Origin of the sequence: Microcoleus sp. B9-D4, from assembly GCF_036705105.1 — a bacterium.
GTDB lineage: Bacteria > Cyanobacteriota > Cyanobacteriia > Cyanobacteriales > Microcoleaceae > Microcoleus.
Genome location: NZ_JAUBTS010000036.1, coordinates 37,497 through 60,828 on the forward strand (window position 1 = coordinate 37,497; position 23,332 = coordinate 60,828).

General features: G+C 45.6%; 19 protein-coding genes. 14 read left to right on the top strand and 5 right to left on the bottom strand.

All coding sequences use genetic code 11. From position 1 onward, the window contains the following. A partial coding sequence (locus QUB24_RS20545) for a CHAT domain-containing protein (protein WP_333155053.1) occupies positions 1–2,066 on the top strand: 2,066 nt, incomplete at its 5' end. Here the strand turns inward: QUB24_RS20545 and QUB24_RS20550 are convergent. The 4 genes from QUB24_RS20550 to QUB24_RS20565 form a co-directional block, all read right to left on the bottom strand. Further along, complete coding sequence (locus tag QUB24_RS20550) at positions 2,063–2,470, bottom strand: hypothetical protein (RefSeq protein WP_333155054.1); 408 nt, start codon at positions 2,468–2,470, stop codon at positions 2,063–2,065. The genes QUB24_RS20545 and QUB24_RS20550 overlap by 4 nt on opposite strands. Before the next feature lie 103 nt (positions 2,471–2,573). Beyond that, the gene (locus tag QUB24_RS20555) at positions 2,574–2,951 is read right to left on the bottom strand and encodes a hypothetical protein (protein WP_333155055.1); all 378 of its coding nucleotides are present in this window, start codon (positions 2,949–2,951) and stop codon (positions 2,574–2,576) included. After that, a complete protein-coding gene (locus QUB24_RS20560) occupies positions 2,941–3,153 on the bottom strand; it encodes a hypothetical protein (protein ID WP_333155057.1) in 213 nt (70 codons plus the stop codon). The genes QUB24_RS20555 and QUB24_RS20560 overlap by 11 nt, the downstream gene beginning before the upstream one ends. Further along, positions 3,143–3,352, bottom strand: coding sequence for a ribbon-helix-helix domain-containing protein (locus QUB24_RS20565; RefSeq protein ID WP_333155058.1), 210 nt, complete (start codon positions 3,350–3,352; stop codon positions 3,143–3,145). The genes QUB24_RS20560 and QUB24_RS20565 overlap by 11 nt, the downstream gene beginning before the upstream one ends. Positions 3,353–3,737: 385 nt before the next feature. Between QUB24_RS20565 and QUB24_RS20570 the strand changes: the two genes are divergently transcribed. The 13 genes from QUB24_RS20570 to QUB24_RS20630 all read left to right on the top strand — a co-directional run bounded on the left by QUB24_RS20570 (position 3,738) and on the right by QUB24_RS20630 (position 22,444). Next, positions 3,738–4,001 carry a hypothetical protein gene (locus tag QUB24_RS20570; protein ID WP_333155060.1) on the top strand — a complete coding sequence of 88 codons (264 nt, stop codon included), beginning with the start codon at positions 3,738–3,740 and terminating at the stop codon, positions 3,999–4,001. Positions 4,002–4,099: 98 nt separating this feature from the next. Then, the gene (locus QUB24_RS20575; RefSeq protein WP_333155062.1) at positions 4,100–5,494 is read left to right on the top strand and encodes a DUF4912 domain-containing protein; all 1,395 of its coding nucleotides are present in this window, start codon (positions 4,100–4,102) and stop codon (positions 5,492–5,494) included. Between the two features lie 693 nt (positions 5,495–6,187). Continuing rightward, entirely contained in the window at positions 6,188–7,504 is a 1,317-nt protein-coding gene (locus tag QUB24_RS20580; RefSeq protein ID WP_333155064.1) for an ABC transporter substrate-binding protein, read from the top strand. A gap of 281 nt (positions 7,505–7,785) precedes the next feature. Beyond that, complete coding sequence (locus QUB24_RS20585) at positions 7,786–8,694, top strand: sugar ABC transporter permease (RefSeq protein ID WP_333155066.1); 909 nt, start codon at positions 7,786–7,788, stop codon at positions 8,692–8,694. Between the two features lie 71 nt (positions 8,695–8,765). Continuing rightward, a complete protein-coding gene (locus tag QUB24_RS20590) occupies positions 8,766–9,629 on the top strand; it encodes a carbohydrate ABC transporter permease (protein WP_333155068.1) in 864 nt (287 codons plus the stop codon). 160 nt (positions 9,630–9,789) lie between these two features. Then, on the top strand, positions 9,790–10,872 hold the full coding sequence (locus QUB24_RS20595; protein WP_333155069.1) for an ABC transporter ATP-binding protein: 1,083 nt from the start codon (positions 9,790–9,792) through the stop codon (positions 10,870–10,872). Between the two features lie 334 nt (positions 10,873–11,206). Then, positions 11,207–11,557 (top strand): hypothetical protein, encoded by a 351-nt coding sequence (locus tag QUB24_RS20600; RefSeq protein WP_333155071.1) that lies wholly within the window; start codon positions 11,207–11,209, stop codon positions 11,555–11,557. 512 nt (positions 11,558–12,069) lie between these two features. Next, complete coding sequence (locus tag QUB24_RS20605) at positions 12,070–12,507, top strand: DUF3574 domain-containing protein (protein ID WP_333155073.1); 438 nt, start codon at positions 12,070–12,072, stop codon at positions 12,505–12,507. 78 nt (positions 12,508–12,585) lie between these two features. After that, on the top strand, positions 12,586–12,873 hold the full coding sequence (locus QUB24_RS20610; RefSeq protein ID WP_333155074.1) for a hypothetical protein: 288 nt from the start codon (positions 12,586–12,588) through the stop codon (positions 12,871–12,873). A 474-nt stretch (positions 12,874–13,347) separates the two neighbouring features. Continuing rightward, complete coding sequence (locus tag QUB24_RS20615; RefSeq protein WP_333155075.1) at positions 13,348–13,860, top strand: hypothetical protein; 513 nt, start codon at positions 13,348–13,350, stop codon at positions 13,858–13,860. Positions 13,861–14,142: 282 nt separating this feature from the next. Further along, on the top strand, positions 14,143–16,194 hold the full coding sequence (locus QUB24_RS20620; RefSeq protein ID WP_333155077.1) for an ABC transporter ATP-binding protein: 2,052 nt from the start codon (positions 14,143–14,145) through the stop codon (positions 16,192–16,194). Positions 16,195–16,828: 634 nt separating this feature from the next. Then, on the top strand, positions 16,829–20,803 hold the full coding sequence (locus QUB24_RS20625; protein ID WP_333155079.1) for a GAF domain-containing protein: 3,975 nt from the start codon (positions 16,829–16,831) through the stop codon (positions 20,801–20,803). A gap of 342 nt (positions 20,804–21,145) precedes the next feature. Beyond that, the gene (locus QUB24_RS20630; RefSeq protein WP_333155081.1) at positions 21,146–22,444 is read left to right on the top strand and encodes a cytochrome P450; all 1,299 of its coding nucleotides are present in this window, start codon (positions 21,146–21,148) and stop codon (positions 22,442–22,444) included. Positions 22,445–22,555: 111 nt separating this feature from the next. Here the strand turns inward: QUB24_RS20630 and QUB24_RS20635 are convergent, their stop codons facing one another. Beyond that, positions 22,556–23,161: a chorismate lyase gene (locus QUB24_RS20635; RefSeq protein WP_333155082.1), complete on the bottom strand. Its 606-nt coding sequence runs from the start codon at positions 23,159–23,161 to the stop codon at positions 22,556–22,558. Between the last annotated feature and the right edge of the window lie 171 nt (positions 23,162–23,332).

Consider the following 23,332-nt stretch of genomic DNA (forward strand, 5'->3'; position numbering starts at 1 on the left):
GGGCAATGACTCAAAATAATCTGGCTAATGCCTACTTATACAGAATAAAAGGAGATAATGCTGAGAATTTAGAAGAGGCAATTCGCTATTGCCAAGCCGCACTTGAAATCCTCAGCCACAAAGCATTTCCCCAAGATTGGGCAGCCACTGGAAATAGTCTGGCTCTTGCCTACTCTAACAATAGCCTGGCTCTTGCCTACTCTAAGAGAATCAAAGGAGATAAAACCGAGAATTTAGAAGCAGCAATTCGCTATTGCGAAGCTGCGCTTGAAGTTCTCAACCGCTCAGTTTTTCCCCAAAATTGGGCAGCCACTCAACATAATCTAGCTCTTGCCTACTTTGACAGAATCAAAGGAGATAAAGCCGAGAATTTAGAAGCAGCAATTTGCTATTACCAAGCTGCACTTGAAGTTCGCACCCGCGATGCTTTTCCCCAAGATTGCGCTCAGACTTTATTTAACCTTGGGCTTGCTTACAAAGAAAACAACCAAAAGTATCTTGCATATCATGCTTTTGCTGATGCTATAGAAATAGTAGAATTACTGCGAGAAGAGATTGTCTCCGGGGAGGAATTCAAGCAAAAACTAGCTGAGGAACATAACCAAATCTATCAATCTATGGTGGAAGTGTGCCTAGAGATGGGCAATTACACCGCAGCGATTGAATATGCCGAACGCAGCAAAAATCGTAACCTAGTTGAACAAATCCTCACCCGTGATTTACATAACATTTTTCCCCCAGAAGCTGTCACAGAACTAGAACAACTTCGAGACGAAATTGCTACTAATCAGAACAAAATCCAGACTGGTAAAACCGATAACCCAGAAACTATAGCGCTACATCTTGTGCAGTTACGACAGCAGCGCAACGACTTACAAAACCGCTATCTACCCATCGGTTCTGGCTTCAACTTTGACCACTTTCAGGCAACTTTAGATGACCACACTGCAATTATCGAGTGGTATATCACTCGTGAAAGCTTCCATACATTTATCTTTACCCACCACAGCCCCCAACCCTTCGTTTTGTCTGCCACCATCGATGACCGAAATGCTTTGGTATATTGGGCTAATGCTTATATAGATGATTACTACGAGCAAAAAGACAACTGGCTGACTCAGCTAACTCCGCGACTCAAGGAATTAGCAAAGATATTGCACTTGGATGAGATTCTCTCCCATCTTCCCAAAGATTGTCAGCAGCTAATCCTCATCCCCCATCTGGCCTTACATCTTTTCCCCCTTCATGCTTTACCAGTCGGTGAATTGTGCCTCCTCGATATTTTCCCCAAAGGTGTCAGCTATGCACCGAGTTGTCAGCTATTACTACAAGCACAAAAACGACAACGCCCCGACTTTACCCACCTGTTTGCCATCCAAAATCCTACTAAAGACCGTCCCTATGTGGATTTTGGAGTTGAAGCTATCCGTCCTTATTTTCAGCCGAATGACTATGTTCTCCCTGGAGACAAAGCAATAAAAGCTAACCTCATTCAATCAGAACAACTACGCTCTGCCCACTGCTTCCACTTCTTCGGTCATGCTACATTTAACTTTGAAAAATCAGCTCTAATTTTGGCGGATGGACACCTGACGCTGGGAGAAATCTTTGCTCTAGACTTAAATCAATGTCGCCTGGTTATCCTCTCAGCTTGTGAAACGGGCATGATAGATTTTAACAGCATCAGCGATGAGTATATCGGTTTACCAAGTGGTTTTCTGTTTGCAGGTAGTCCTAGCGTCGTCAGTACCCTTTGGGAGGTTGATCAACTGTCTGCTGCTTTTCTGATGATTGAGTTTTATGAAAACCTGAGAAAATATAAACAGTTAGAAGAGGGAGATATTGCGATCGCCCTCAACATAGCACAGAAACGGCTACGAGATTTAACTGTTGACGAGTTTAAAAAACGCCTGATTAAATACAAGGCTCTAATTGATGAAATCCTTAGTAAACTGCCAAAAGTAGAGCGTATGAAAGCTGAGGCCTCAATAACATATCGCCTATCTCAAGCATATCCCTTTGCTCACCCTTCCGATTGGGCAGCCTTTACAGCTACAGGAATCTAAGCTTCAGACTCTGACGACTCGCAAAACTTATCAACACCTATTTGAATCACTTTGATAGCAACTAACGTTGCTAAATTACCAGGAAACGGGATTGCTTCTCTCAAATCCTTGCATAATTCCAGTAAATCACCTGTGTATTTGTTACAGATAACTTTCCGCGCTTTCTTGGTTAACTTGTCTAAATAACTTTGGTCTGACTCTGCCAGAGTGGATTTTGTGTATCCCGACTCAATTGCTAACACTTCTGCTGCATCTTCTAAACTGTTATCACAAGCTTCTACTTCGTCCAGTGCAGCTAATGCCTCTGGATCACTTGCCAATTCAGAGCGATATTGTGCAATTTGTTCTGATGTAAGTATGGTCATTTGAGCCTGACTCCGTAAAATGTGATTAATGCTTTTCACCTTCACTCCTCCACCAGCTACTGCCGGAAGTTTTCCAGTTTGTCATATTCCCAAATAAAAATATATCTATTCTCAAGCGATCGATAATTTTAAAATCGAGCGGTTATGCTGGAACGATCGCCTCTTGAAGATGGATAATATTTCCCTCGGAATTTAAGATATAAAACCATTCCCTCGGAATGATAGTTTGATTCAGTATTCTGAGATGATGGCTCAACTCTTCAATAGAGAATGTTTCTACATAAGTGACAGTTTTTGTATCGCAGGGTTTGAAACGATCGTTTTCTCCAATGTAGCGACCCTCACCAACATAGCCTAAACTTGACAACAATTCTTCTACTTCGAGTTCGATAATGGGCATACTTAAGTCGTCATCTGGGTAATCGACAAAAACAGCAATTTTACCTGTTGCCGGAACTTCTAATTCTGGAGAAGTCCAACCCTGTTTATAGTCCCAAACAATTGTATCTTTAGTCTTCATCTTCGCCTCCTGGGAAAATACACTGCCAAATGTTTTTCTGAAAGTGTTGAACGGCGAGTAACTTCCGTCCTTTTGCTTCTTCTAAGCAACGTTCAACTGCTTTTTTTCTGGTTCCTGCTACAACGGATTCGGTTTGAGGACTCCCCATACGCTCGATTTCATCTTCAGGATCTTCGAGATAGCTAAGTGGGTTAGTTGTCATTGTCCAAACCTTCCTGCTGCTGTTGACGCGAGCAAAGTGCTTGATCAATCAGCTTGGCAACTATCCAAGAAACCGATCGCTCTTCTGAGGCTGCCCACGCCTCTAAAGCGACTTTCTTTTCTTTGGGGATGTATACCGCTATCAACTCCCGCTTGCGTTTTCCACCCACGAGTTCTTTTTCTTTTAATTTTATAGACATTGTATCTTCTATCTTTGATTTAACTATGCTACTATATGCTACTATAGCATACAGTATGGGCGCGCCAACAAAAATTTAATCCCTTGGTGACAGGAAGTGATGGAGAGGGAAGCATCGGGAGAATAGTTGGCTGGAAGTGCGATCGTATTCCTAAAGACATAGATATTGCAGACCGATCGCCCCCACCCTCCAAACCCATCAAAAGCCCCCTATCCCCATTTGTCATCAAATCATGACATTCGCTTCAACACCGATCCCCCAAATCTCCCAAATGTCAAGATTCCATGACAATATGATCCCCAAAATCACGAAAATGCGTATAAGTACCCAGGATTGAGGCAAAAGACCCCTTGACCCGATCGCAACTTGTCTGCAACATTAAGTCATGACAAAGCGATCCCAAAGAAATGCTTCGATTAAGCAGCCCTGGGAGTCGAATAGCGCGTGTGCTGCCAGCACAGCGTTGCTAGCAGCACCGATCGCACTCACAAAATCGATCTTGTCAATCAAGAATCGACAGATAAAGCTTTATTTAGATCGAACGGTGCGCGCAGAAGCCAAAAAGTCAAAACCCCCGATCGCATCGGGAAAAAGACAAGCTAAAAACAAGCAAGGCTTCAAAGGTTGGAGAGATTTGGAAGCTCGATAATATGTAGATTTAAAAGAGTTTCTAACTCAAAAAGTCAACACATTTGTGTTGAAAGAAAAAATCTAACCCGCCATCCTAAATTAGTGGAGAACCAACTCATGGCCAAAGAACGCCCACCATTAGAAGAGATGACTTTGCGACAACTCCGCAGAGTTGCTAGCGAATGTGGAGTCTCTCGCTACAGCCGGATGCGGAAATCGCAACTTCTGGCATCAATTCAAGAAATTCAACGCACCAAATTTTCCTACAGCCCATCTCGCAAACTAGAGGCACAAGAAGCAGTGGAAGCAGCAAAGTTTGAACTCGGTCAAGAAGATAGAACAGGCGGTTCTTTGTCGTCTGTAGATGAAGGTTTAGCAGATTTGCCCAACGGCTACGGCGAAAGCCGGGTGGTTTTAATGCCCCGCGACCCAGAATGGGCCTACACTTACTGGGACATTCCCAACGATCGCAAAGAAGAATTGCGTCGCCAAGGAGGACAGCAACTCGCCCTGCGGATCTACGACGTTACAGATGTTAACCTCGACACTCAAAGCCCGCACAGCATTCAAGAATATCCCTGCGACGAACTGGCGCGGGAATGGTATGTGCCAATCCCCGTCAGCGATCGGGATTACGCGATCGACATCGGCTACCGCTGTGCAGATGGCCGCTGGCTGGTATTAGCTCGATCGGCTGAAGTCCGCGTTCCTCCCGTGTATCCCAGCGACTGGATTGAAGATCAATTCATCACCCTCGACTGGGAAGAAGAATTGCAGGGCAAAACCTTCGCGGAACTGGTTCCTCCGGCCAAGAAACTCGCAAAAGCAGTCAATGGCGGTGGTTACAGCACCAGCAACGCCATCTACGAACAAATTTTCGGCATGGCAGAATCTGCCGAATCCCTGCGCGTAGCGGGTTCTGTCTTCGGTTCCATGCAGCACGTCGCCGGTTCCGTCCAGCAAGTCGGCATCCACGAACAAGCTCTCAGTTCCTACGTGTTCCCCTCCGGCGTCGGAATGTGGGCGGCTCCCACCATGTCCGGCCTCACCACGTCGGGTGTCGGTATGTCCGGTCTCACCGCGTCGGGTGTCGGTATGTCCGGCCTCACCATGTCGGGTGTCGGTATGTCCGGCCTCACCATGTCGGGTGTCGGTATGTCCGGTCTCACCATGTCAGGTTTCGGTATGTCAGGTGTCGGTATGTCGGGAGTTGGCTTCGCCGCCCCGATGCGCCCCCGCCAGTTCTGGTTAGTTGCTGATGCCGAACTGATCGTCTACGGCGCCACCGAGCCCGACGCTACCGTCTACGTAGGCGGACAGCCGATTAAACTCAATGCTGACGGCACTTTCCGCTTCCAGATGTCCTTCCAAGACGGCTTAATCGACTATCCGATTTTTGCAGTAGCAGCAGACGGCGAACAAAACCGCGCCATTCACTTGAAATTTAACCGCGAAACCCCAGAACGGCGCACCAATACCAAGCAGGATGCTGTTGTGGAATGGTTGGGCTAATTGCTCGCGGTCGATCGATCAACGGGCGATCGTGCAGGTTTGTGCCAATTTTTTAACCATCACAAGGCATAGCCTCAGCCGATCGTGATTTGTTAATCTTAATTCCAGACAACAACCCATAACACCCCCTATACACCGTTCTCCTGTTTTGAGGAGCGGTGTTTTTTGTATTTAGAACTTACTCAGAAACCGAGTTTTTATAGTAGAATAGCTCGTCGATCGGGCGAGCAAAAAAAGTTATAACCACTCTTAAAAGTAGGGATAAATAGAGATGGGATGCCAGCATCTGTAGGGACTTAGGCTGGGCATAAGTCCCTACTTTGTTTCATCTGAGATATTGCACAATTCTCAATTACTTGTTTAGGAACAGGCTTTTCGGCCTGTTCCACAATGAAATTCATCTCTTGTGGAACAGGCCGAAAAGCCTGTCCTTGACAATGGTGCAAGATGTGAGTTTCATCCGATCGACAACTGCTATATTAGACAATTTCTTAATATCTCTCTATAGATAGATGTCTACTTAACTCCCCTTCGACCAACTTAAATCAAAATTTGCACTCTTCACTCAACTATTATTAAGTAAGCTAAAGTTTACTTAAACTTTTATTGCACAAACTCGCTAAATCCAGCGAAACAAAAGAAAGCGAGTTATGAGAGAAATAAGGCGATCGCACAGCCACTTCTCAAAAGCAAATGCAAAAAATACATTCCCTGCTGCAACGAAGCCAGAAGCGTCCCCGTCTTTTAGCCTTATTTGCTGTCACATTAGCCGCCGTCTTGCTTTTATTTATTCTGCCGGCACTGACTCAACAGCCAGTCGTGATCACCATGTTAATGCAAGGTCAAGACCTTGTTAACTGGAGACCCTTTGTCAAAGAATTTGAACAGAAAAACCCCGACATTCGCATCAACCTCATAGAAGGGCCTTTTGACAGCAACCTCATAGAAAATCTTTACACATCTGCCTTTCTTTTAGGCGAATCGCCCTACGACATCATCAACATGGATATTGTCTGGGTTCCCAAATTTGCAGCCGCAGGTTGGGTAAGCGATTTGACAGACAGAATTCCCCCCGAACAACTATCAAAATTCATCCAAGGTAACGTCGAAGGCGGGCGGTATCGGGGCAAACTTTATCGAATTCCCCATGCTTCCGATGCCGGAATGCTTTATTACCGCAAAGACATTTTAGAACAAGCGGGAATTCCAGCCCCGAAAACCTTTGAAGAGATGGTAAAAATCTCTCAAAACTTGCAGAAACAGGGAAAAGCAACTTGGGGTTATCTTTGGCAAGGCAAACAATACGAGGGAGTATCTGCGATGTTTGTCGAGGTACTCTCCGGTTTTGGCGGCTTTTGGGCCAACCCTCAAACTTTTGAAGTTGGGTTAGATAAACCGGAGGCAATTAAAGCAGTGGAATTTCTCAAAAGTACGATCGCATCGGGCATTTCTCCTCCGGGTGTCACCACCTACGGCGAAGAAGAAACCCGGCTGTTGTTTCAAAACGGTAAAGCGCTATTTTTGCGAAACTGGCCCTATCTTTGGAAGCTGGCAAATGCCGAAGGATCGAATGTTAGAGGCAAAATTGCGATCGAGCCAATGCTCAGCAGTATCGGTAAAACAGGCGGTTCCTGCTTGGGCGGCTGGGGCTGGGGAATTGCCAAAACCTCAAAACATCCAGAACAAGCGTGGAAAGCAATTAAATACCTTACCAGCGAGGAAACCCAGCGCAAATTTATTATACAAACCGGTTTAGTTCCCAGTTACAAATCCCTATTTACCAACAAAGAAATAGTCGCCAAATATCCCCACTACCCGCAACTGCTAAAAGTAGTGGAACGATCGGCTTTGCGCCCGCCCCTGGCACAATACGCTCAAGCTTCTGATATTTTGCAGCGTTATTTGAGTTCAGCTTTTACCGGGAGAATGAGTGCAGAACAAGCAATGAAAGCAGCAGCTAGCGAAACTCGTAATTTATTAGGCAGTTTGAAACAACCCAAAGCTTCGTAAATTTGATATCTTGCTTCTGTTAGAAACAGGCAAGATGCCTGTTCCACAAAGAGTTAGAAACAGGCAATATGCCTGTTCCACAAAGAGTTAGAAACAGGCAATATGCCTGTTCCACAAAAAGTTAGAAACAGGCAATATGCCTGTTCCACAAAAAGTTAGAAACAGGCAAGATGCCTGTTCCACAAAGAGTTAGAAACAGGCAAGATGCCTGTTCCGCAAAGAGTGAATTTTTTGTGGGGTGGGCTTCTATCCCGCCCAAAAATAAATTAAAGGTGAACAATATGCAATTAGACAAGATGATCCAGCGCGAACAAAAAACCGGATGGATATTAGTAGCACCAGCTTTGATAATTCTGATGCTAGTATTTGCTTACCCAATATTGCGCGCTTTTTGGCTGAGTTTATTCACCCAAAACCTCGGTACAGAATTAAAACTGGTTTTTTCCGGTTTTGCTAACTACAGTCGAATGTTAGGTGACGGGCGTTTCTGGCAAACTTTAGGCAACACCACAGTATTTACTGTCGCCTCTGTTGTGCTGGAATTAATTCTCGGTATGGGCATTGCCTTAGTATTAAATCAATCCTTCCCAGGGCGCGGCATTGTTCGGACAATTTCCCTGCTACCTTGGGCGCTGCCCACTGCATTGATGGGAGTAGCTTGGGCATGGATTTTTAACGACCAATACGGCGTAATTAACGACATTTTGAGGCGATTGGGATTGATTCAAAATAGCATTAGCTGGCTGGGAGATCCGACTTTGGCAATGATGGCAGTGATTACAGCAGATGTGTGGAAAACGACGCCCTTTGTCAGCTTGCTTTTGCTAGCAGGATTGCAGTCAATTCCCGGTGATTTGTACGAAGCCCACGCGATTGACGGCGCGAGTAGCTGGCAGAGTTTCCGTCAAGTTACTGTGCCCCTGCTGATGCCGCAAATTGTGATTGCTGTGCTGTTTCGATTTGCCCAAGCTTTCGGCATTTTTGACTTGATTCAGGTGATGACGGGAGGGGGGCCTGCGGGGGCAACGGAGACGGTTTCTATCTACATTTACAGCACGGTAATGAGGTATTTAGACTTTGGGTATGGGGCGGCTTTGGTGGTGTGTACTTTTTTGATGTTAGTGGCAGCAGTTGCGATCGCCGCTTACCTGTTATCGAGAGCCCGCACCAATGCAGCCGGAGGAAACTAAGACGATTTTAGATTGGGGATTTTGGATTTGAGATAACCCACAGTTGCACATTTATTTGATTGGTATAAATTATGTCGATCGCCCGCGAACAACCTACCAAAAAAACCTTTAACATCCGGCAATTAATCTTGCCAATCTCAGCGCTCTTAATTGTCGCATATTTTCTCGCACCTATTATCTGGCAGGTGCTAACTTCTTTCAAAGTAAATGCGGATATTTCGGCGATTCCCAACGTCTACATTCCCAAACGAATTACTTTCGAGCATTACCTGTCGCTGTTCCAGCGCCGCCCGTTTGCACTTTACATTTTAAATAGCGCTTTTGTTTCCATTACTTCAACATTGCTGTGTTTAGCAGTAGGCGCTCCTGCAGCTTACGCTTTAGCCCGGTTGCGGCTGTGGAGCGAGAGAATTATCCTGGCAAGTGTGACGATTGTAACGCTATTTCCGGCGGTGCTGCTATTTTTGGGACTGCTGGAAATTGTCAAAGCTTTGGATTTAGGCAATAATTATTTAGCCTTAATTATTCCTTACACTGCTATCAATTTGCCGCTGACAATTTTGGTGATGCGAAGTTTCTTTCAACAGTTGCCCAAAGATTTGGAAGATGCGGCTAAAGTTGACGGATACAACACTTTTCAAATGCTGTGGCAAATCGTACTGCCGATGACATTTCCAGCTTTAGTCACAACTGGAATTTTGACATTTATTTCAGCTTGGAACGAGTTTATATTTGCACTAACATTTATGACTCGCGAATCTTTGAAAACTATTCCCGTCGCCACGGCTCAACTCAGCGGGGTGTCAGTATTTGAGATTCCTTACGGGCCGATCGCCGCAGCTACCGTTTTGGGAACTTTGCCCTTGGTTTTGCTGGTTTTGGTGTTCCAGCGGCGCATTGTTCAGGGTTTAACTGCGGGGGCGGTAAAAGGATAAATCGATTTTAGATTTTAGATTTTAGATTTTAGATTGAACTGGTTCCGGGGCTCTGGCTGGGAACGAGTCAAACAACACAGTCAACAGTCAACAGTCAACAGTCAACAGTCAACAATCAACAGTCAACAGTCAACAGTCAACAGTCAACACTTTAAAAATTATGGCAAAATTGCAACTCACAAACCTCAATAAAACCTACAGCCCTAAAGTAGTTCCCGTAAAAGACATCAGTTTGGATGTCAGCGAAGGAGAATTTCTGACTTTGCTGGGGCCGTCGGGGTGTGGCAAATCTACGACGCTGCGATTAATTGCAGGGTTGGAACAGCCAACTAGGGGCGAGATTAGAATTGGCGATCGCAATGTCACTTATCTCAGGCCGGGCGATCGCGATATAGCAATGGTTTTTCAAAGTTACGCCCTTTATCCGCACATGACAGTATACGAGAATATGGCATCGAGCCTCAAACTTCGCAAAATTTCCTCCGGTGAAATCAACCGGTTAGTGACAGAAGTTGCAACATCCCTAGGATTGACGGAATTAATCGATCGCAAACCCGGAAAACTATCAGGCGGACAGCGGCAGCGAGTCGCCCTGGGCCGCGCTTTAGTGCGCCAACCGGAAGTATTTTTGCTCGACGAACCTTTGAGCAATCTCGACGCATTATTGCGGGAAAAAGTTAGGGCCGAACTCAAACAATTATTTTCCTCCCAAAAAGCTCCGGTAGTGTACGTCACTCACGACCAAACCGAAGCAATGACGCTTTCTACAAAAGTCGCAGTTCTCAACAGCGGCAACGTGCAGCAGCTCGATCCGCCACACTTAATTTATACCCGTCCGGCAAATCAGTTTGTAGCCGGTTTTGTGGGCAGCCCGCAAATGAATTTGCTAGTGCTTAAATGCCAGGGAAATTTTGCTCAGTTGGGCGATTTTCGAGTTCGACTACCAGATATGCCGACTGTGCCGCCAGAAATTGTGTTGGGAATTCGCCCGGAACACGTCGGCTTTGCAGATGTAGAGGCCGGCAATATGTCGGCCCCAGAGGCAATTAAAGGTGAGGTTTTTTTAGTGGAAAACTTAGGAATGCAAAATTTAGTTAGCGTCCGAGTTAAAGGTGTGGAGTCAGTAACGGTGCGGGCTTTGCTGCCAAATGACCGCCACTGGAATTCCGAAATTGTAGAGCTGGTTTTTGGGCCTCAGTTGCTGCACTGGTTTGACGTGAAAACGGGCGATCGCTTGCAATAAGAATTTGCCCTGCATAGCATGATTGATTAAAAATTGTCTAACCATGTGTATAAAAATATGTTTTTTGCTTCTAACTAAGTTATGACTTTAGTTAGAGGTAGAACTATTTGGCTGCTGTTAACGTGATATTCATGTGTGAAAAAGCTAATTGGCTGACACATAGGTTGCGTGTTTACCAGATTTTATCGCTAACCTATAACTCTATTTAGGTGGTTAAGTCGGAATTTAAAGCTAAGTTGGCTTTACCTCGAATTAGCTGCTGATTTTGGAGCGAGTCAATTAGATGAAAAAATGTTGAAAATTATCACCAATTAACTTAGGGAGTATTACTGAGATGAATTTGATTTCCACAGCCATTGCTCGCATCAGTTCCCTGCTTAAGGGCTTTCAAATTAAGAGTTTTTTGAGTGTTGTCCTAGTCGGTTTTCTGGTGCTGACAACCACTGTTGATTCGGGACGCACTAACAAAGGTTTTGGCACGCAAGCCAGCTCAAAATCGGAGCTAAACAATTCTGAAAGACCCCAAACAACGCGGGAATGGAGGCAAGAAGCTCGCGAAACCTCAGACTCTCCCGGCGAACGAGCTCAGAAGATTGGCCAAGAGGCAGGAGCAGCCGTGAAAGAAATGGGGGAGATGTACCAAGACACTGCTAAGAGAAGTATCCGCGAATTAAAGGATAACTAGCTCCAACTAAAAAAATATAACACTGAGAAACCTGATTGCTGTCGGGGCGCAGCCAAGAGTGCTCGCCCTTCCGGGTTTCTGAACACCTGAAAAGTTCGACGTTTAAAATAGGTTGAGCTACTTAATACGACAGACGCAATCAAGTAGGCGAGCATAAATAAACTAGGACAGATGCTCAAAAACCCAGTTTCACCTGAGAAACTGGGTTTTTGAGTTGGAAGCCTTTTATGTTAAATTAAATCCATTGTGACTTAGCTAGCCTCTGGAATACGAGTTCGAGGTCAAACTACGCAAACTTTCGTCTCTTTCCCTTTAGACGAATAAATAAGTGGTAAAGCGCTTAGGTTGCACCTCACATCTTGCACCATTCTCAGGAACAGGCTGTCCGGCCTGTTCCACAAAGAGTGAATTTTCTTGTGGAACAGGCCGGACAGCCTGTTCATACAAAGCTTATTGAGAATGGTGCAACATCTCAGTTGCACCCTACATATAGAAGTTGCAGGTAATTCCTGATGAATAAACATCTTAACAGTCTTTGCTTGACCTGCCTGCTGTTCATCCTGCCTGTTTGTCCGGCGACAATTGCCCGCGCTCAACTTCCCGAAACTTCGGATACTAATGCAAAGCAAACCAATCACCTCAAAGATGAACTGTATTTTGGCTTAACAAAACCGGGAGGCGAGATAATTTCTGAATCCGAATGGCAGGAGTTTGTCAAGGCGGTTATTACCCCTCGCTTTCGGGAAGGGCTAACCGTATTAGACGGCTCCGGGCAGTTTCTCAACAGATCGGGAATTCTGATTAGAGAAAACTCTAAAATAGTTATTTTAATTTATGAAAGTAGTCCTGAAAAAAATCAAGCTATTCATGAAATTATCGAAACTTACAAGCGCACTTTCCAGCAAGAGTCAGTGCTGCGGGCCACCAGCGAAGTTAAGGTTTCTTTCTGATGCGGTCATCGAATCAGTGTATTTATGATATTATTCGTGGTAATCAAGGTCATATCCTCAAAGATACGTAGGGTGCGGGTGCAAGAAAAATCAGAATTTGTGGGTATCGATCGCACACTGCAAAAAATCGTTATAAAAACCTGCCCGGGAGAAAACAAAAACATGATGAACGACGGCAACCAAAAAGCTGAAGCGCCTGAAAGCGAGGATGCACAAAATTTGTCCGGCATGGCGAAAGCTTTTATTGTGAGCGTGGCTTGGTCTTACGCAGAGGCATTGGAGCGCATGAAACGATCGCGAAATCCACAGGAACCCGCGCCGGAATCTCCGACAGAACAAGTCGAACCCGAAACTGAAAAAAATTAATGACCGACTATTAATGCGATCGATTTGCCAAACTATCTGGGGGTGCGATCGCACGCAATAGTCAATTAGCTGTTTTGAGTGAAGAACAATCTACTCAGAACAGCGAACTGTGCAAGTTAAGCCGGATTTGTATTGGATTTTACAACAATCAAAAAAAACTGAAAGCGCCGTGGCCAAGAATTTCTTGATGGTACCCGCCACATGATTTATCCGTGGAATCAATCCAAAATCTAAAATCTAAAATCCTTAAGCCCCCGAATTTATCCGTGGGGTCGCCTCCAAAATCTAAAATCTAAAATCTAAAATCGAATGACCCTTCAACAAGCTCAGGAAAAGCTTTAGTCCGGCGATGACAACTGCGTTGCAGGTTTGAACCTCAACCTATATCTATCCCTAAAAGAGATTTAAACTAAACAAAGTACGGTTTTACCGCTACAGTGTACAAAACAAATAACCAATTTTTAGATCGGTCTCATGTCTAATTCAAAAATGATTGGTAAAGCGATCGCAGGTAGCCTTTGCTTGGGCATCCTCATTAGCTTCAACGCCTCACTCGGCCCAGCATCCGCAGCAACACCAACAATTGCCCAAGAAACAGCAGCCCCGGCCGCTAGCACCCTCGACCAGCAACTCCTAGGCCAATGGCAAGGCACAGTCCCCTCCGGTCAGTCTTTCACCTTCGTCTTTGCCCCAGAAGGCAAATTGTTTCTCATGGCTAAAGGCCCCGACGGAGCCGCCCGCGCCAAAGAAATGAGGTACAAAGTTAATCAGGGTGAAAAACCGATGCACATTGATGTCGGTCTCAGCAGCACAGAAACCGTTCAGACTGTTTTTGAATTGACTCCCGAAGGTCAAATGCGGCTTCAGTTGCAAGGCACTAATCCCGGACAGGCCAGACCTAATTCCTTAAACGAGCAGGCAACCCTGTTTAAAAAGGTTTCCGAGGCCACTGCCCTGCCTGCTGACACTCAAGTCATTGGTTTTTAAGGAAAATTACTCACAGGCAGAAGGCACTTATCGCAATTGTCAATTGAGTGAGGTACTGATTGGGATTTTCGATTTTCGATTTTCGATTTTCGATTCGGGAATTGGTAAGAAAGCCGGCGAGTACCTCACCTGATTGATAGCCACTATAACTAGCTCTGAGTTTTCAGATTGCCACGCTTCGCGAGGAACGAAGCAATCTTAAAACTTTCCCCGTGCCTTCTGCCTTGAACAGGCCCTGCTACAATCCACTTAATCTCCCTTTAATTTTTGCCATAGACTTCCATGAGTGAAACCGTCCTAGAAGTTCGCAACCTGCGGGTTCAATTTCAATCTGCGGACGCAAGCGATGCGTCTGCAACCGTCAAAGCGGTTGACGGCATTTCCTTTGAGGTCAAGCGAGGGCAAACTCTGGGCATCGTGGGAGAGTCGGGGTCGGGAAAATCGGTAACATCCCTGGCTGTTATGGGTTTGCTGTCGAGTTCGTCAACGAAAATCGATGGCGAAATTTGGTTTTCTCCGACAAAAGACGGCGTTAGCAATGGGCCTGTGAATCTGCTGGAAATGCCGGACAGGGAAAAACAAACATACCGGGGCAGCCAGATTGCGACGATTTTTCAAGAGCCGATGAGTTCGCTAAATCCCGTTTATACGATCGGATTTCAACTCACAGAAGCCATTTGTTTGCACCAACAGGTGTCGCAGACAGAAGCGCGACGCCAAGCTGCTTCTTTGCTGCAAGAAGTGAAGCTGCTACCGGCAGACGATGAGATCAGGCAGCGGTGTTTGGCTTTGCGGCAAGAGCATTCCCGGACTGCTGCGGGGAATCAAGCACTTATGGAGGACGATCGCGATTTGATGCAGCTCGTCAACGGCCAAAAACAAGCTATGCTCGATCGCTATCCCCACGAACTCTCTGGCGGTCAAATCCAGCGCGTGATGATTGCAATGGCCATTTCTTGCAATCCAACTTTATTAATTGCTGATGAACCGACCACGGCTTTGGACGTAACCGTGCAGGCAACAATCTTAGCTTTGCTGCGCGAGTTGCGCGACTCTAGAGGCATGGCAATGATTTTTATTACCCACGATTTGGGCGTCATTGCTGAAATTGGCGATACGGTGGCGGTGATGTACCGAGGCAAGATTGTTGAGTGCGGTGCGATCGAACAAATTTTCAGCAATCCCCAACATCCTTACACAAAAGGTTTATTAGCTTGCCGCCCAACTCTCGATCGGCAACTGCGCCGCTTGCCGACAGTTTCCGATTTTATGGATGTCACCACAAATGCTAGCGGCGAATTAGTAATTGTCGAGAAAAATGCCGATTTAGACGGCGACAACAGCGGGGGAAATCCCGCTTTTGCAACAGGAAAACCGCCTCGGCTGCCGAATATTTCCGAGCCTTTGCTAGCTGTTGATAACTTGCGCGTCGGTTTTCCGGTGCAGGGAATGTTTGGCGAAACTAAACGCTTGTTTATGGCGGTAAACGATATTTCTTTTGAGGTTTATCCGGGCGAGACTTTGGGTTTGGTGGGTGAGTCTGGCTGCGGCAAATCTACTTTGGCGAGAGCTTTGCTGCAATTAATTCCGATCGCCAGCGGTAAAGTGTTTTTTGAAGGTCAAGAAATTACGCCTCCTGCGACAAGTAGTTCGGCATCGCAGTGGATGGCTAATTATCGGATGCAAAAAGAGTACGATCGCAAATTGCGGTGGCTGCGGCGCGATCTGCAAATTATTTTTCAAGACCCTTTTAGTTCTCTCGATCCGCGCCTAAATGTTGGGGAGGCGGTGATGGAACCGATGGTGATTCACCGCTTTGGTAAGAACAAGAAAGAACAGCGCGAGCGCGCTGCTTATTTGTTGGATAGAGTGGGTTTAAATCCCGATTTTATGCGGCGCTACCCTCACGAGTTTTCGGGCGGACAGCGGCAGCGAATTTGTATTGCTAGAGCTTTGGCTTTGAATCCTAAGTTTATTATTTGCGATGAGTCGGTTTCGGCATTAGATGTGTCGGTGCAGGCGCAAGTTTTAAATTTGCTCAAGGAGTTGCAAACAGAGTTTGGACTGACTTATATTTTTATTTCTCACGATTTGAGCGTGGTCAAGTTTATGAGCGATCGCGCGATCGTCATGAACAAAGGTAAAATCGAAGAAATTGGCACTGCCGAGCGCATTTACCGCCAACCGCAGCAAGCTTACACGCGGCAACTCATAGCTTCTATTCCTGCCGGGAATTTGGAGCGAATTCGGCAACAGCAATTAGGCCGCAAATCTGCTTTGGGTGCTGTGGCGCCTTGGCCCCCATCGCCTGCTGATGAATCACAACAAAATTGATATCTAGTGTTTTAAACTCGTATCAATTACCAATTGCCCGTTACCAATTACTAATTAGCCCTTACGCGCGAACATAGGAGTGCAACGAAAAACTGCTACCAATATTTTTTTCATTTTATCTTCAGAAATCCACAGTTTATCTTTATTTGAACTTCATAATTTATGCTCAAATTCAACCTGTTTGAACTTGACTAATATTCCGGGTTGTTCAACCCACAGCCAGCGCGCTCCACGCAGTATTTTCCTACATCAAACTCGGTCATTCCTGGACGGCAAAAGTCGTATAACACGCTACTATAACGCGCCAAGCTGCTTCAGGCGAACCCTACATAATTAGGTTCTGCGTCCAAGATTAGCTAGATTAGGCCAAATGTCCAATGACTAAGAGCAATATGTAGCGTAGTATTATAGATAAACTCTCTCTATGAGTCGGAAAAAGTAGAAAATGCCCACCCCAGCTAAAAAGAGATTACTCCCTAATTCCGTAAATACACTTAATTCTATGGTCGGTTTGCGTAGATTTACGCAAATGTTAAACCGCTAGATTTCGCAAGCTAGGAAAGTTTAACAATATTTAAACAGCTTTATTGTAATTTTGGCTCACCACACGTAAAACGGGATCACAACTAAAAAAATGAAATCTTCTGTTCGTATCGAAGAATCAAAAAGCACTAAATTCTCGAACTTACTGCACGTGTTGTTGACAAAAATTACCGCAGCAGTCACCAGAATAGAAAAGGCAGAAGGCAGCAAGGAGTATGAAAAAAAAATCAGCGTAGGGACGATCGCCCCTGGCAGTGTATTCTCAATTGTGATAATTGTACTGCTTGTCTTAAACGGGTGGCTCGTAGCTGGCAGCGGTGATAATTTCTACGATAGCCAACTCGCCCTGGGATTTTTGGGAATAGCAAATATTGTCTTTTTGGCGGTATCGGCAGGATCAGACGCCTCTTGTACCCTAGCCCAAAACGATCGCCCATCCAGCGAACCCAACGGGGGCGATCGTTTTTTTAGCCTCTCGCTAGATCTGCTGTGCGTCCTTAGTTTTGACGGTTATATAACACTCATCAACCCAGCAGCAGAAAAAATCCTCGGCTATTCCCCAGGAGAAATGATGGGCCAACTCTTCATTGAATTCGTGCATCCAGACGATCGCGAAACTACTTTAAAAGAAGCTGAAAGTATGGCGGCGGGGAATAATACCGTTGGGTTTGAAAACCGCTGGCGCTGTCGCAACGGTTCTTACAAGTGGATAGCCTGGACTGCTACCCGTTTCTGCGAGGAAGAATTGATCTATGGTGTCGGCCGCGACATTACCGCTCAAGAACAAGCAGAAGCAGCGCTGCAAGAGAGTCAGCGTTTTGTTGAGCGAATTGCCAATACCAGTCCGAATCTTCTCTTTGTTTACGATGAAAGCGAGCAGCGAAATGTCTATAGCAACCGGGAAATCACTGACACCCTCGGCTATACCAGCGCCGAAGTTGAAAACATGGGCAGCAATCTACTGCCCACCATCATCCACCCTGACGACTTAGCTAAATTTCCCGGATATTTTCAGCAATTAGAAAATGCTCCCGACGGCGAAGTTATTGAGTACGAATATCGGGTACGCGATCGACAGAATTGTTGGCACTGGTTAGTCAGCCGGAATATTGTATTTAGCAGAACAGAGGAGGGAAAAATTAAGCAGCGTCTCGGTGCTGCTACGGACATTACAGAGCGCAAAATAGCAGAAGAAGCTTTAGCAGAACAATTGAAACTTTCTCTATTCACAGCAGATGTGGGAATTGGTCTAACTCAAAACCAGACTTTGCTTGCAACTTTGCAATATTGCGCCGATGCAGTTGTGCGCCATTTGGATGTTGCCTTTGCTCGGATTTGGACGCTGAATGAAGAGGGAAATGTATTGGAACTGCAAGCAAGCGCGGGGATATATACTCACATTGACGGCGCTCACAGCCGCATTGCTGTGGGTGAGTTCAAGATTGGTTTAATCGCCCTGGAGCGACAACCTCACATCACTAATTCTGTGAAAGAAGATCCGCGAATCAAGGACAAAGAATGGGCGGCGCGTGAAGGAATGGTGGCTTTTGCTGGATATCCGCTAATTGTTGACAATCAGTTGCTGGGAGTAATAGCGATGTTTGCTCGTCAGGAGTTGAACGAATCAACGCTGATTGCTTTGGCGTCAAGTGCCGATACGATCGCCCTGGGGATTAAGCGCAAACAAACAGAAGTTGCTCTCGCCACACAAAAGCAAACTTTGAGGACAATTATTGACAACGCTCCGATCTGGGTATGGCTGACAAATGCTAGCGGGCGGATGTTATTAGTTAACAAAACTTTCTGTGAAGATGTGGCTATACCTGAATCAAGATTTTTAGAAGCATCTCACTATTCCGAAGTTTTGGGATTAGAAGCATCTGCTAACCGCATGGCATCTGACGCGCAAGCGTGGAGCCAAGATATTCCCTGTTATGCTGAAGAAGTGATGCAGCTTGCTGATGGTAAAGAACATTATTTGGAAACAATTAAAACTAAGGTCAAAGATGATTCTGGTAACGCGATCGGCTTAATCGGCTTGGGTTTGGACGTTACCAAACAAAAAGAAGCTCAAAGACAGTTGCAAAAGTCGGAAGCGAGATTCCGCAAATTAGCTGAGCAGGAAGCGCTGCTGAACCAGCTAGCTAGCAATATCCGCCAATCTCTGGATTTAGATACTATTTTGGCGACAACTGTGCAGCAAATTCGCGACTTGCTGCAACTCGATCGCTGTCTGTTTATGTGGTATACGCCCGACGCTTCGCCACCTGCTTGGAATGTGATATCCGAGGCAAAAAATACCGATTTGCCCTCTATTTTGGGTTTATATCCTGTTGAGCCAACAGCTTCTATCGCTGAGCGGATTGGCAATTTAGAAATAATTCGGATCGACGATGTTGAGGCATTAACCGATCCAGGAGAACGGGAATTTTTAAGGTCTGTAGACCTCAATTCTCTGCTGGACATTCCCCTTCAAACACAGTCGGGTCAAATTGGCGCGATCCTCTGCGGTTCTTGCAGCGGGGTGCGGCTGTGGAGAGACGAAGAAGTGGAACTGTTAATGGCAGTAGGAACTCAATTGGCGATCGCCATTAATCAAGCCGAACTTTACGAAAAATCTCGCCTCGCCGCCGCCGAATCAAAAGCAGCAGCAATGCAGCAAAAATTGCTCAACCAGCTAGGCAGTCAAATCCGCGCTTCTCTAGATTTAGATACTATCTTGGCAACAACTGTGCGGCAAATTCGCGACTTGCTGCAACTCGATCGCTGTCTGTTTATGTGGTATACGCCCGATGCCGAGACGCCCGCTTGGGATATCGTCCACGAAGCTAAAAATGATGACTTGATCTCGCTGTTGGGTTATTACCCTGCTGAGGTAACGGGGACACTGGCGCAAAAGATAGCTAATTTGGAAATCTATCAAATAGATGATGTTGCAACTTTCAGCGATCCAGTAGAAAGGGAATTCTTTTTGCAGGTGGGTTACAAGTCTGTCTTGGATTTGCCGGTTAAGAGTGCAGGGGGTTTAACTGGAGTTGTTGGCTGCACTTCTTGCCGCGAGGTACACAGGTGGACAAAAGACGAAGTGGAGTTGCTATCGGCAATTTGCGATCAATTGTCGATCGCCATCAGTCAAGCGGAACTCTACACTCAAAGCGTCGATTCAGCTCGGATAGCGCAAGAACAAGCTGCCAAACTCGAACTAACTCTGTGCGAACTTAAGCTTGCTCAAACTCAACTCGTGCAGGCAGAAAAAATGTCGAGTCTCGGTCAGATGGTAGCAGGAATTGCCCACGAAATCAATAACCCGGTCAGCTTTATCTTCGGCAATCTTACCTACACAGAAGAATACGCCCGAAACCTGATGAAACTGGTGCAAATGTATCGAGATGAATACCCGGAACCTTCTCCAGCGATTCAGGAGGAAATACAAGTTTTAGAGCTGGATTTTGTGCTAGACGACTTGCCTAAAATGCTGTCTTCTATGCAGGTGGGAGCGACTCGCATCCGGGATATCGTGCGGAGTTTGCGGAATTTCTCTCGCCTTGATGAATCTGACATGAAAAAGGTTAACATTCACGAAGGCATCGACAGCACATTGATGATTTTAGAACACCGTCTGAAAGTTCAGCCCGTTAGCGTAGCGGGTACGAAGTACCATCGCCCAGCAATTCAAATCGTTAAAGAATACGGAAAATTGCCACTGGTGGAGTGCTACGCCGGACTATTGAATCAGGTGTTTATGAATATTATTGCTAACGCTATTGACGTTTTACAAGAACCGCTCGAAAATCCGGGAATTATCCGCATTCGTACAGAGGTAGAAGGTACTCTCGCTGTGATTAGAATTGCTGATAACGGTGCAGGTATCACCGATAAAGTCAAGCAACGGATATTTGACCCCTTCTATACTACCAAACGTATCGGTTCGGGAACGGGGATGGGTTTAGCGATTTCCCATTCAATTATTGTCGAAAAACATAAAGGTGAAATTAAGTGTTTCTCGGTGGTGGGGAAAGGCACTGAATTTATAATCGAGATTCCGATTAAAAGGACAGAAAATTAAATTGGTGTGTCGGCCAAAATACTAAGGTGCGTCAGTTGGAAAAACCAGATTTTTTTGTACTAACCTTAAGACTGACTCACCCTACAGACGCCAACATATAAAACTTATTTTACCAGAAATTTGTCTGGTTAACAATATGAACGAGACAACTAAAATTGATATGATATTAAAAATCTAAAATCTAAAATCTAAAATCTAAAATCTAAAATCTAAAGACGCACCCTAGAGGCTACAAACAGAGAAAAGTTATTTGACCAGAAATTTGTCTGGTGCGTATTGCCCACCCTCCCACTAAAATTGATATGATATTAAAAATCTAAAATCTAAAATCTAAAATCTAAAATGGCATTACCTCCCGGCAATTTCGGTTTACCCCTAATTGGCGATACCCTCAACTTTTTGCAAGATTCCCAATTTGCCAAAAAACGCCACCAGCAGTACGGGCCGCTTTTCAAAACCAGCATTTTCGGACTGCCTACCGTGTTTATGCGTGGCCAAGAGGCGAATTTGTTTGTTTTAAGCAATGACAACAAATATTTTGTTGTGAGTTTTCCTCCGAGTACGAAAGCGCTTTTAGGGCCGCTTTCCTTGGCGCTGCAAACGGGTCCTAACCACCACAATAGGCGCAAGTTGCTGTACCAAGCCTTTCAGCCACGCTCTTTGGCCGGCTACATCGGCGCGATGGAAAATATCACTCAGCGCTATTTGGAAAAATGGGCAAAAATGGAAACTCTGACTTGGTATCCCGAACTGAGAAATTATACTTTTGATGTGGCGGGTAAGTTGTTAGTAGGGATTGAAAATGGTTCGGGAACGGCGCTAGGACATAATTTTGAAACTTGGTCTAACGGTTTATTTTCGATTCCTTTAGATGTGCCTTGGACTAAGTTTGGCAAAGCGAAAAATAGCAGAAAGTTACTGTTGGCAGAACTTGAAAAGATTATTCGCGATCGCCAACAAGCAACCCCTAGCGGCAATGATGCTTTGAGTTTGCTGATTTCGGCTCGCGATGACGAGGGAAATAGTTTGAGTTTGGATGAGTTAAAAGATCAAGTGCTGTTGCTGCTGTTTGCGGGACACGAAACTTTAACTTCGGCGATCGCCTCTTTTTGCCTTCTCCTAGCTCAACATCCCGATGTGATGGCAAAAGTCCGCACCGAACAGCAGCAGTTCCCCGCTACGGAACCCCTAACATTGGAGCAACTCAAACAAATGACCTATTTAGAACAGGTGCTGCAAGAAGTGCTGCGTTTAGTTCCACCGGTGGGAGGTATTTTTCGGACAGTCATTAATGCTTGTGAGTTCGGCGGCTATGAAATTCCCAAGGGCTGGACTGTGCTTTCTCAGATAAATCAAACCCATCAGGATAGTCAACTTTATCCTGAACCCGATCGCTTCGATCCCGATCGATTTAACTCCGAGCGATCGGCAAAACCGTTCAGTTACGTGCCCTTTGGTGGAGGTTTACGAGAATGTTTGGGCAAAGAATTTGCCAGGTTAGAAATGAAGTTGTTTGCGGCAAAGATTGTTCGGGAGTTTGAATGGGAGCTTTTACCGGATCAGGATTTGAATTTAATCCGAGTACCGACTCCGCATCCCCGCGATGGTTTGCGAGTAAAATTTCGGCGGAACTATTCTTAAGAACAGGCAAGATGCCTGTTCCACAAGAGATGAATTTTATTGTGGGGAGTAAGGGTTGGGCACGCGAGCCCGCCCTGAAAGCCTGATTGATAATGGTGCAATATCTCAGCCTCAATCAACATCCAATTGCATCGACCCCAAATACTTAGTTAAATAAGGAGAAAAAACCTCATAAATCAGAGTCAATGGCTTCCCGTGATGCCAAAACAAATAGTGCCGCCCCCAAAAAGGGCCCGACTCTTCAAACGCTGATTCCAAAGCAGCCGAATTACCGCAATAAATGCCCTGCACATCGCGATACAATTCTGTCCGCAGTCTCGCTAAACTAGCCCAAATTGGCAAAGATTTATTTTGTAAATATTCGTCTACGTGGCTCGCTTCCCACCAAGAAGTCGCATAGGCCAAGCGCTGTCCCGAAGCAGTCCGCAGCCACACTTGGCGGCGCAGGCGCGGCCCGGGAACCGCGACAATTTGCTCTGGTGCGCCGTCTGCGTCTTCACCCACTAAAGACATATCGATGACATCTACTTCTGTGGGTTCCCCTGTCAGCAGTTGCAGGTGACGGGTGGGGGAACCGTCGCCCAGGAGCAGTATTTGCCATGCCGGTGCGAGCTTGGTGTGGGGCAAACCCTTCTGTACTGCGTCTTCGGCTCCTTGCCACAGGGGGTTGAGAGCGTGCCAGGTGCGGCTGTTTTTGGGTGTAAATGTTGCAGTCAAGGGTCTTTACAAAACTTAATTTTTTGTTTATTATAACGCTTCTGCAATCTACAATTTAAATCTGTTTAGAAACGGGCTCTTCGGCCCGTTCCACAATAAAATTGAGTTTGTGTGGAACAGGCATCTTGCCTGTTGTTGAATAAAATTGAGTTTGTGTGGAACAGGCATCTT

Bases quoted from the DNA above. Each gene is read 5' to 3' on its own strand.
- QUB24_RS20555 (WP_333155055.1), bottom strand. From the start codon at position 2,951: ATGAAGACTAAAGATACAATTGTTTGGGACTATAAACAGGGTTGGACT.
- QUB24_RS20560 (WP_333155057.1), bottom strand. From the start codon at position 3,153: ATGACAACTAACCCACTTAGCTATCTCGAAGATCCTGAAGATGAAATC.
- QUB24_RS20565 (WP_333155058.1), bottom strand. From the start codon at position 3,352: ATGTCTATAAAATTAAAAGAAAAAGAACTCGTGGGTGGAAAACGCAAG.
- QUB24_RS20570 (WP_333155060.1), top strand. From the start codon at position 3,738: ATGACAAAGCGATCCCAAAGAAATGCTTCGATTAAGCAGCCCTGGGAG.
- QUB24_RS20575 (WP_333155062.1), top strand. From the start codon at position 4,100: ATGGCCAAAGAACGCCCACCATTAGAAGAGATGACTTTGCGACAACTC.
- QUB24_RS20580 (WP_333155064.1), top strand. From the start codon at position 6,188: ATGCAAAAAATACATTCCCTGCTGCAACGAAGCCAGAAGCGTCCCCGT.
- QUB24_RS20585 (WP_333155066.1), top strand. From the start codon at position 7,786: ATGCAATTAGACAAGATGATCCAGCGCGAACAAAAAACCGGATGGATA.
- QUB24_RS20590 (WP_333155068.1), top strand. From the start codon at position 8,766: ATGTCGATCGCCCGCGAACAACCTACCAAAAAAACCTTTAACATCCGG.
- QUB24_RS20595 (WP_333155069.1), top strand. From the start codon at position 9,790: ATGGCAAAATTGCAACTCACAAACCTCAATAAAACCTACAGCCCTAAA.
- QUB24_RS20600 (WP_333155071.1), top strand. From the start codon at position 11,207: ATGAATTTGATTTCCACAGCCATTGCTCGCATCAGTTCCCTGCTTAAG.
- QUB24_RS20605 (WP_333155073.1), top strand. From the start codon at position 12,070: ATGAATAAACATCTTAACAGTCTTTGCTTGACCTGCCTGCTGTTCATC.
- QUB24_RS20615 (WP_333155075.1), top strand. From the start codon at position 13,348: ATGTCTAATTCAAAAATGATTGGTAAAGCGATCGCAGGTAGCCTTTGC.
- QUB24_RS20620 (WP_333155077.1), top strand. From the start codon at position 14,143: ATGAGTGAAACCGTCCTAGAAGTTCGCAACCTGCGGGTTCAATTTCAA.
- QUB24_RS20625 (WP_333155079.1), top strand. From the start codon at position 16,829: ATGAAATCTTCTGTTCGTATCGAAGAATCAAAAAGCACTAAATTCTCG.
- QUB24_RS20630 (WP_333155081.1), top strand. From the start codon at position 21,146: ATGGCATTACCTCCCGGCAATTTCGGTTTACCCCTAATTGGCGATACC.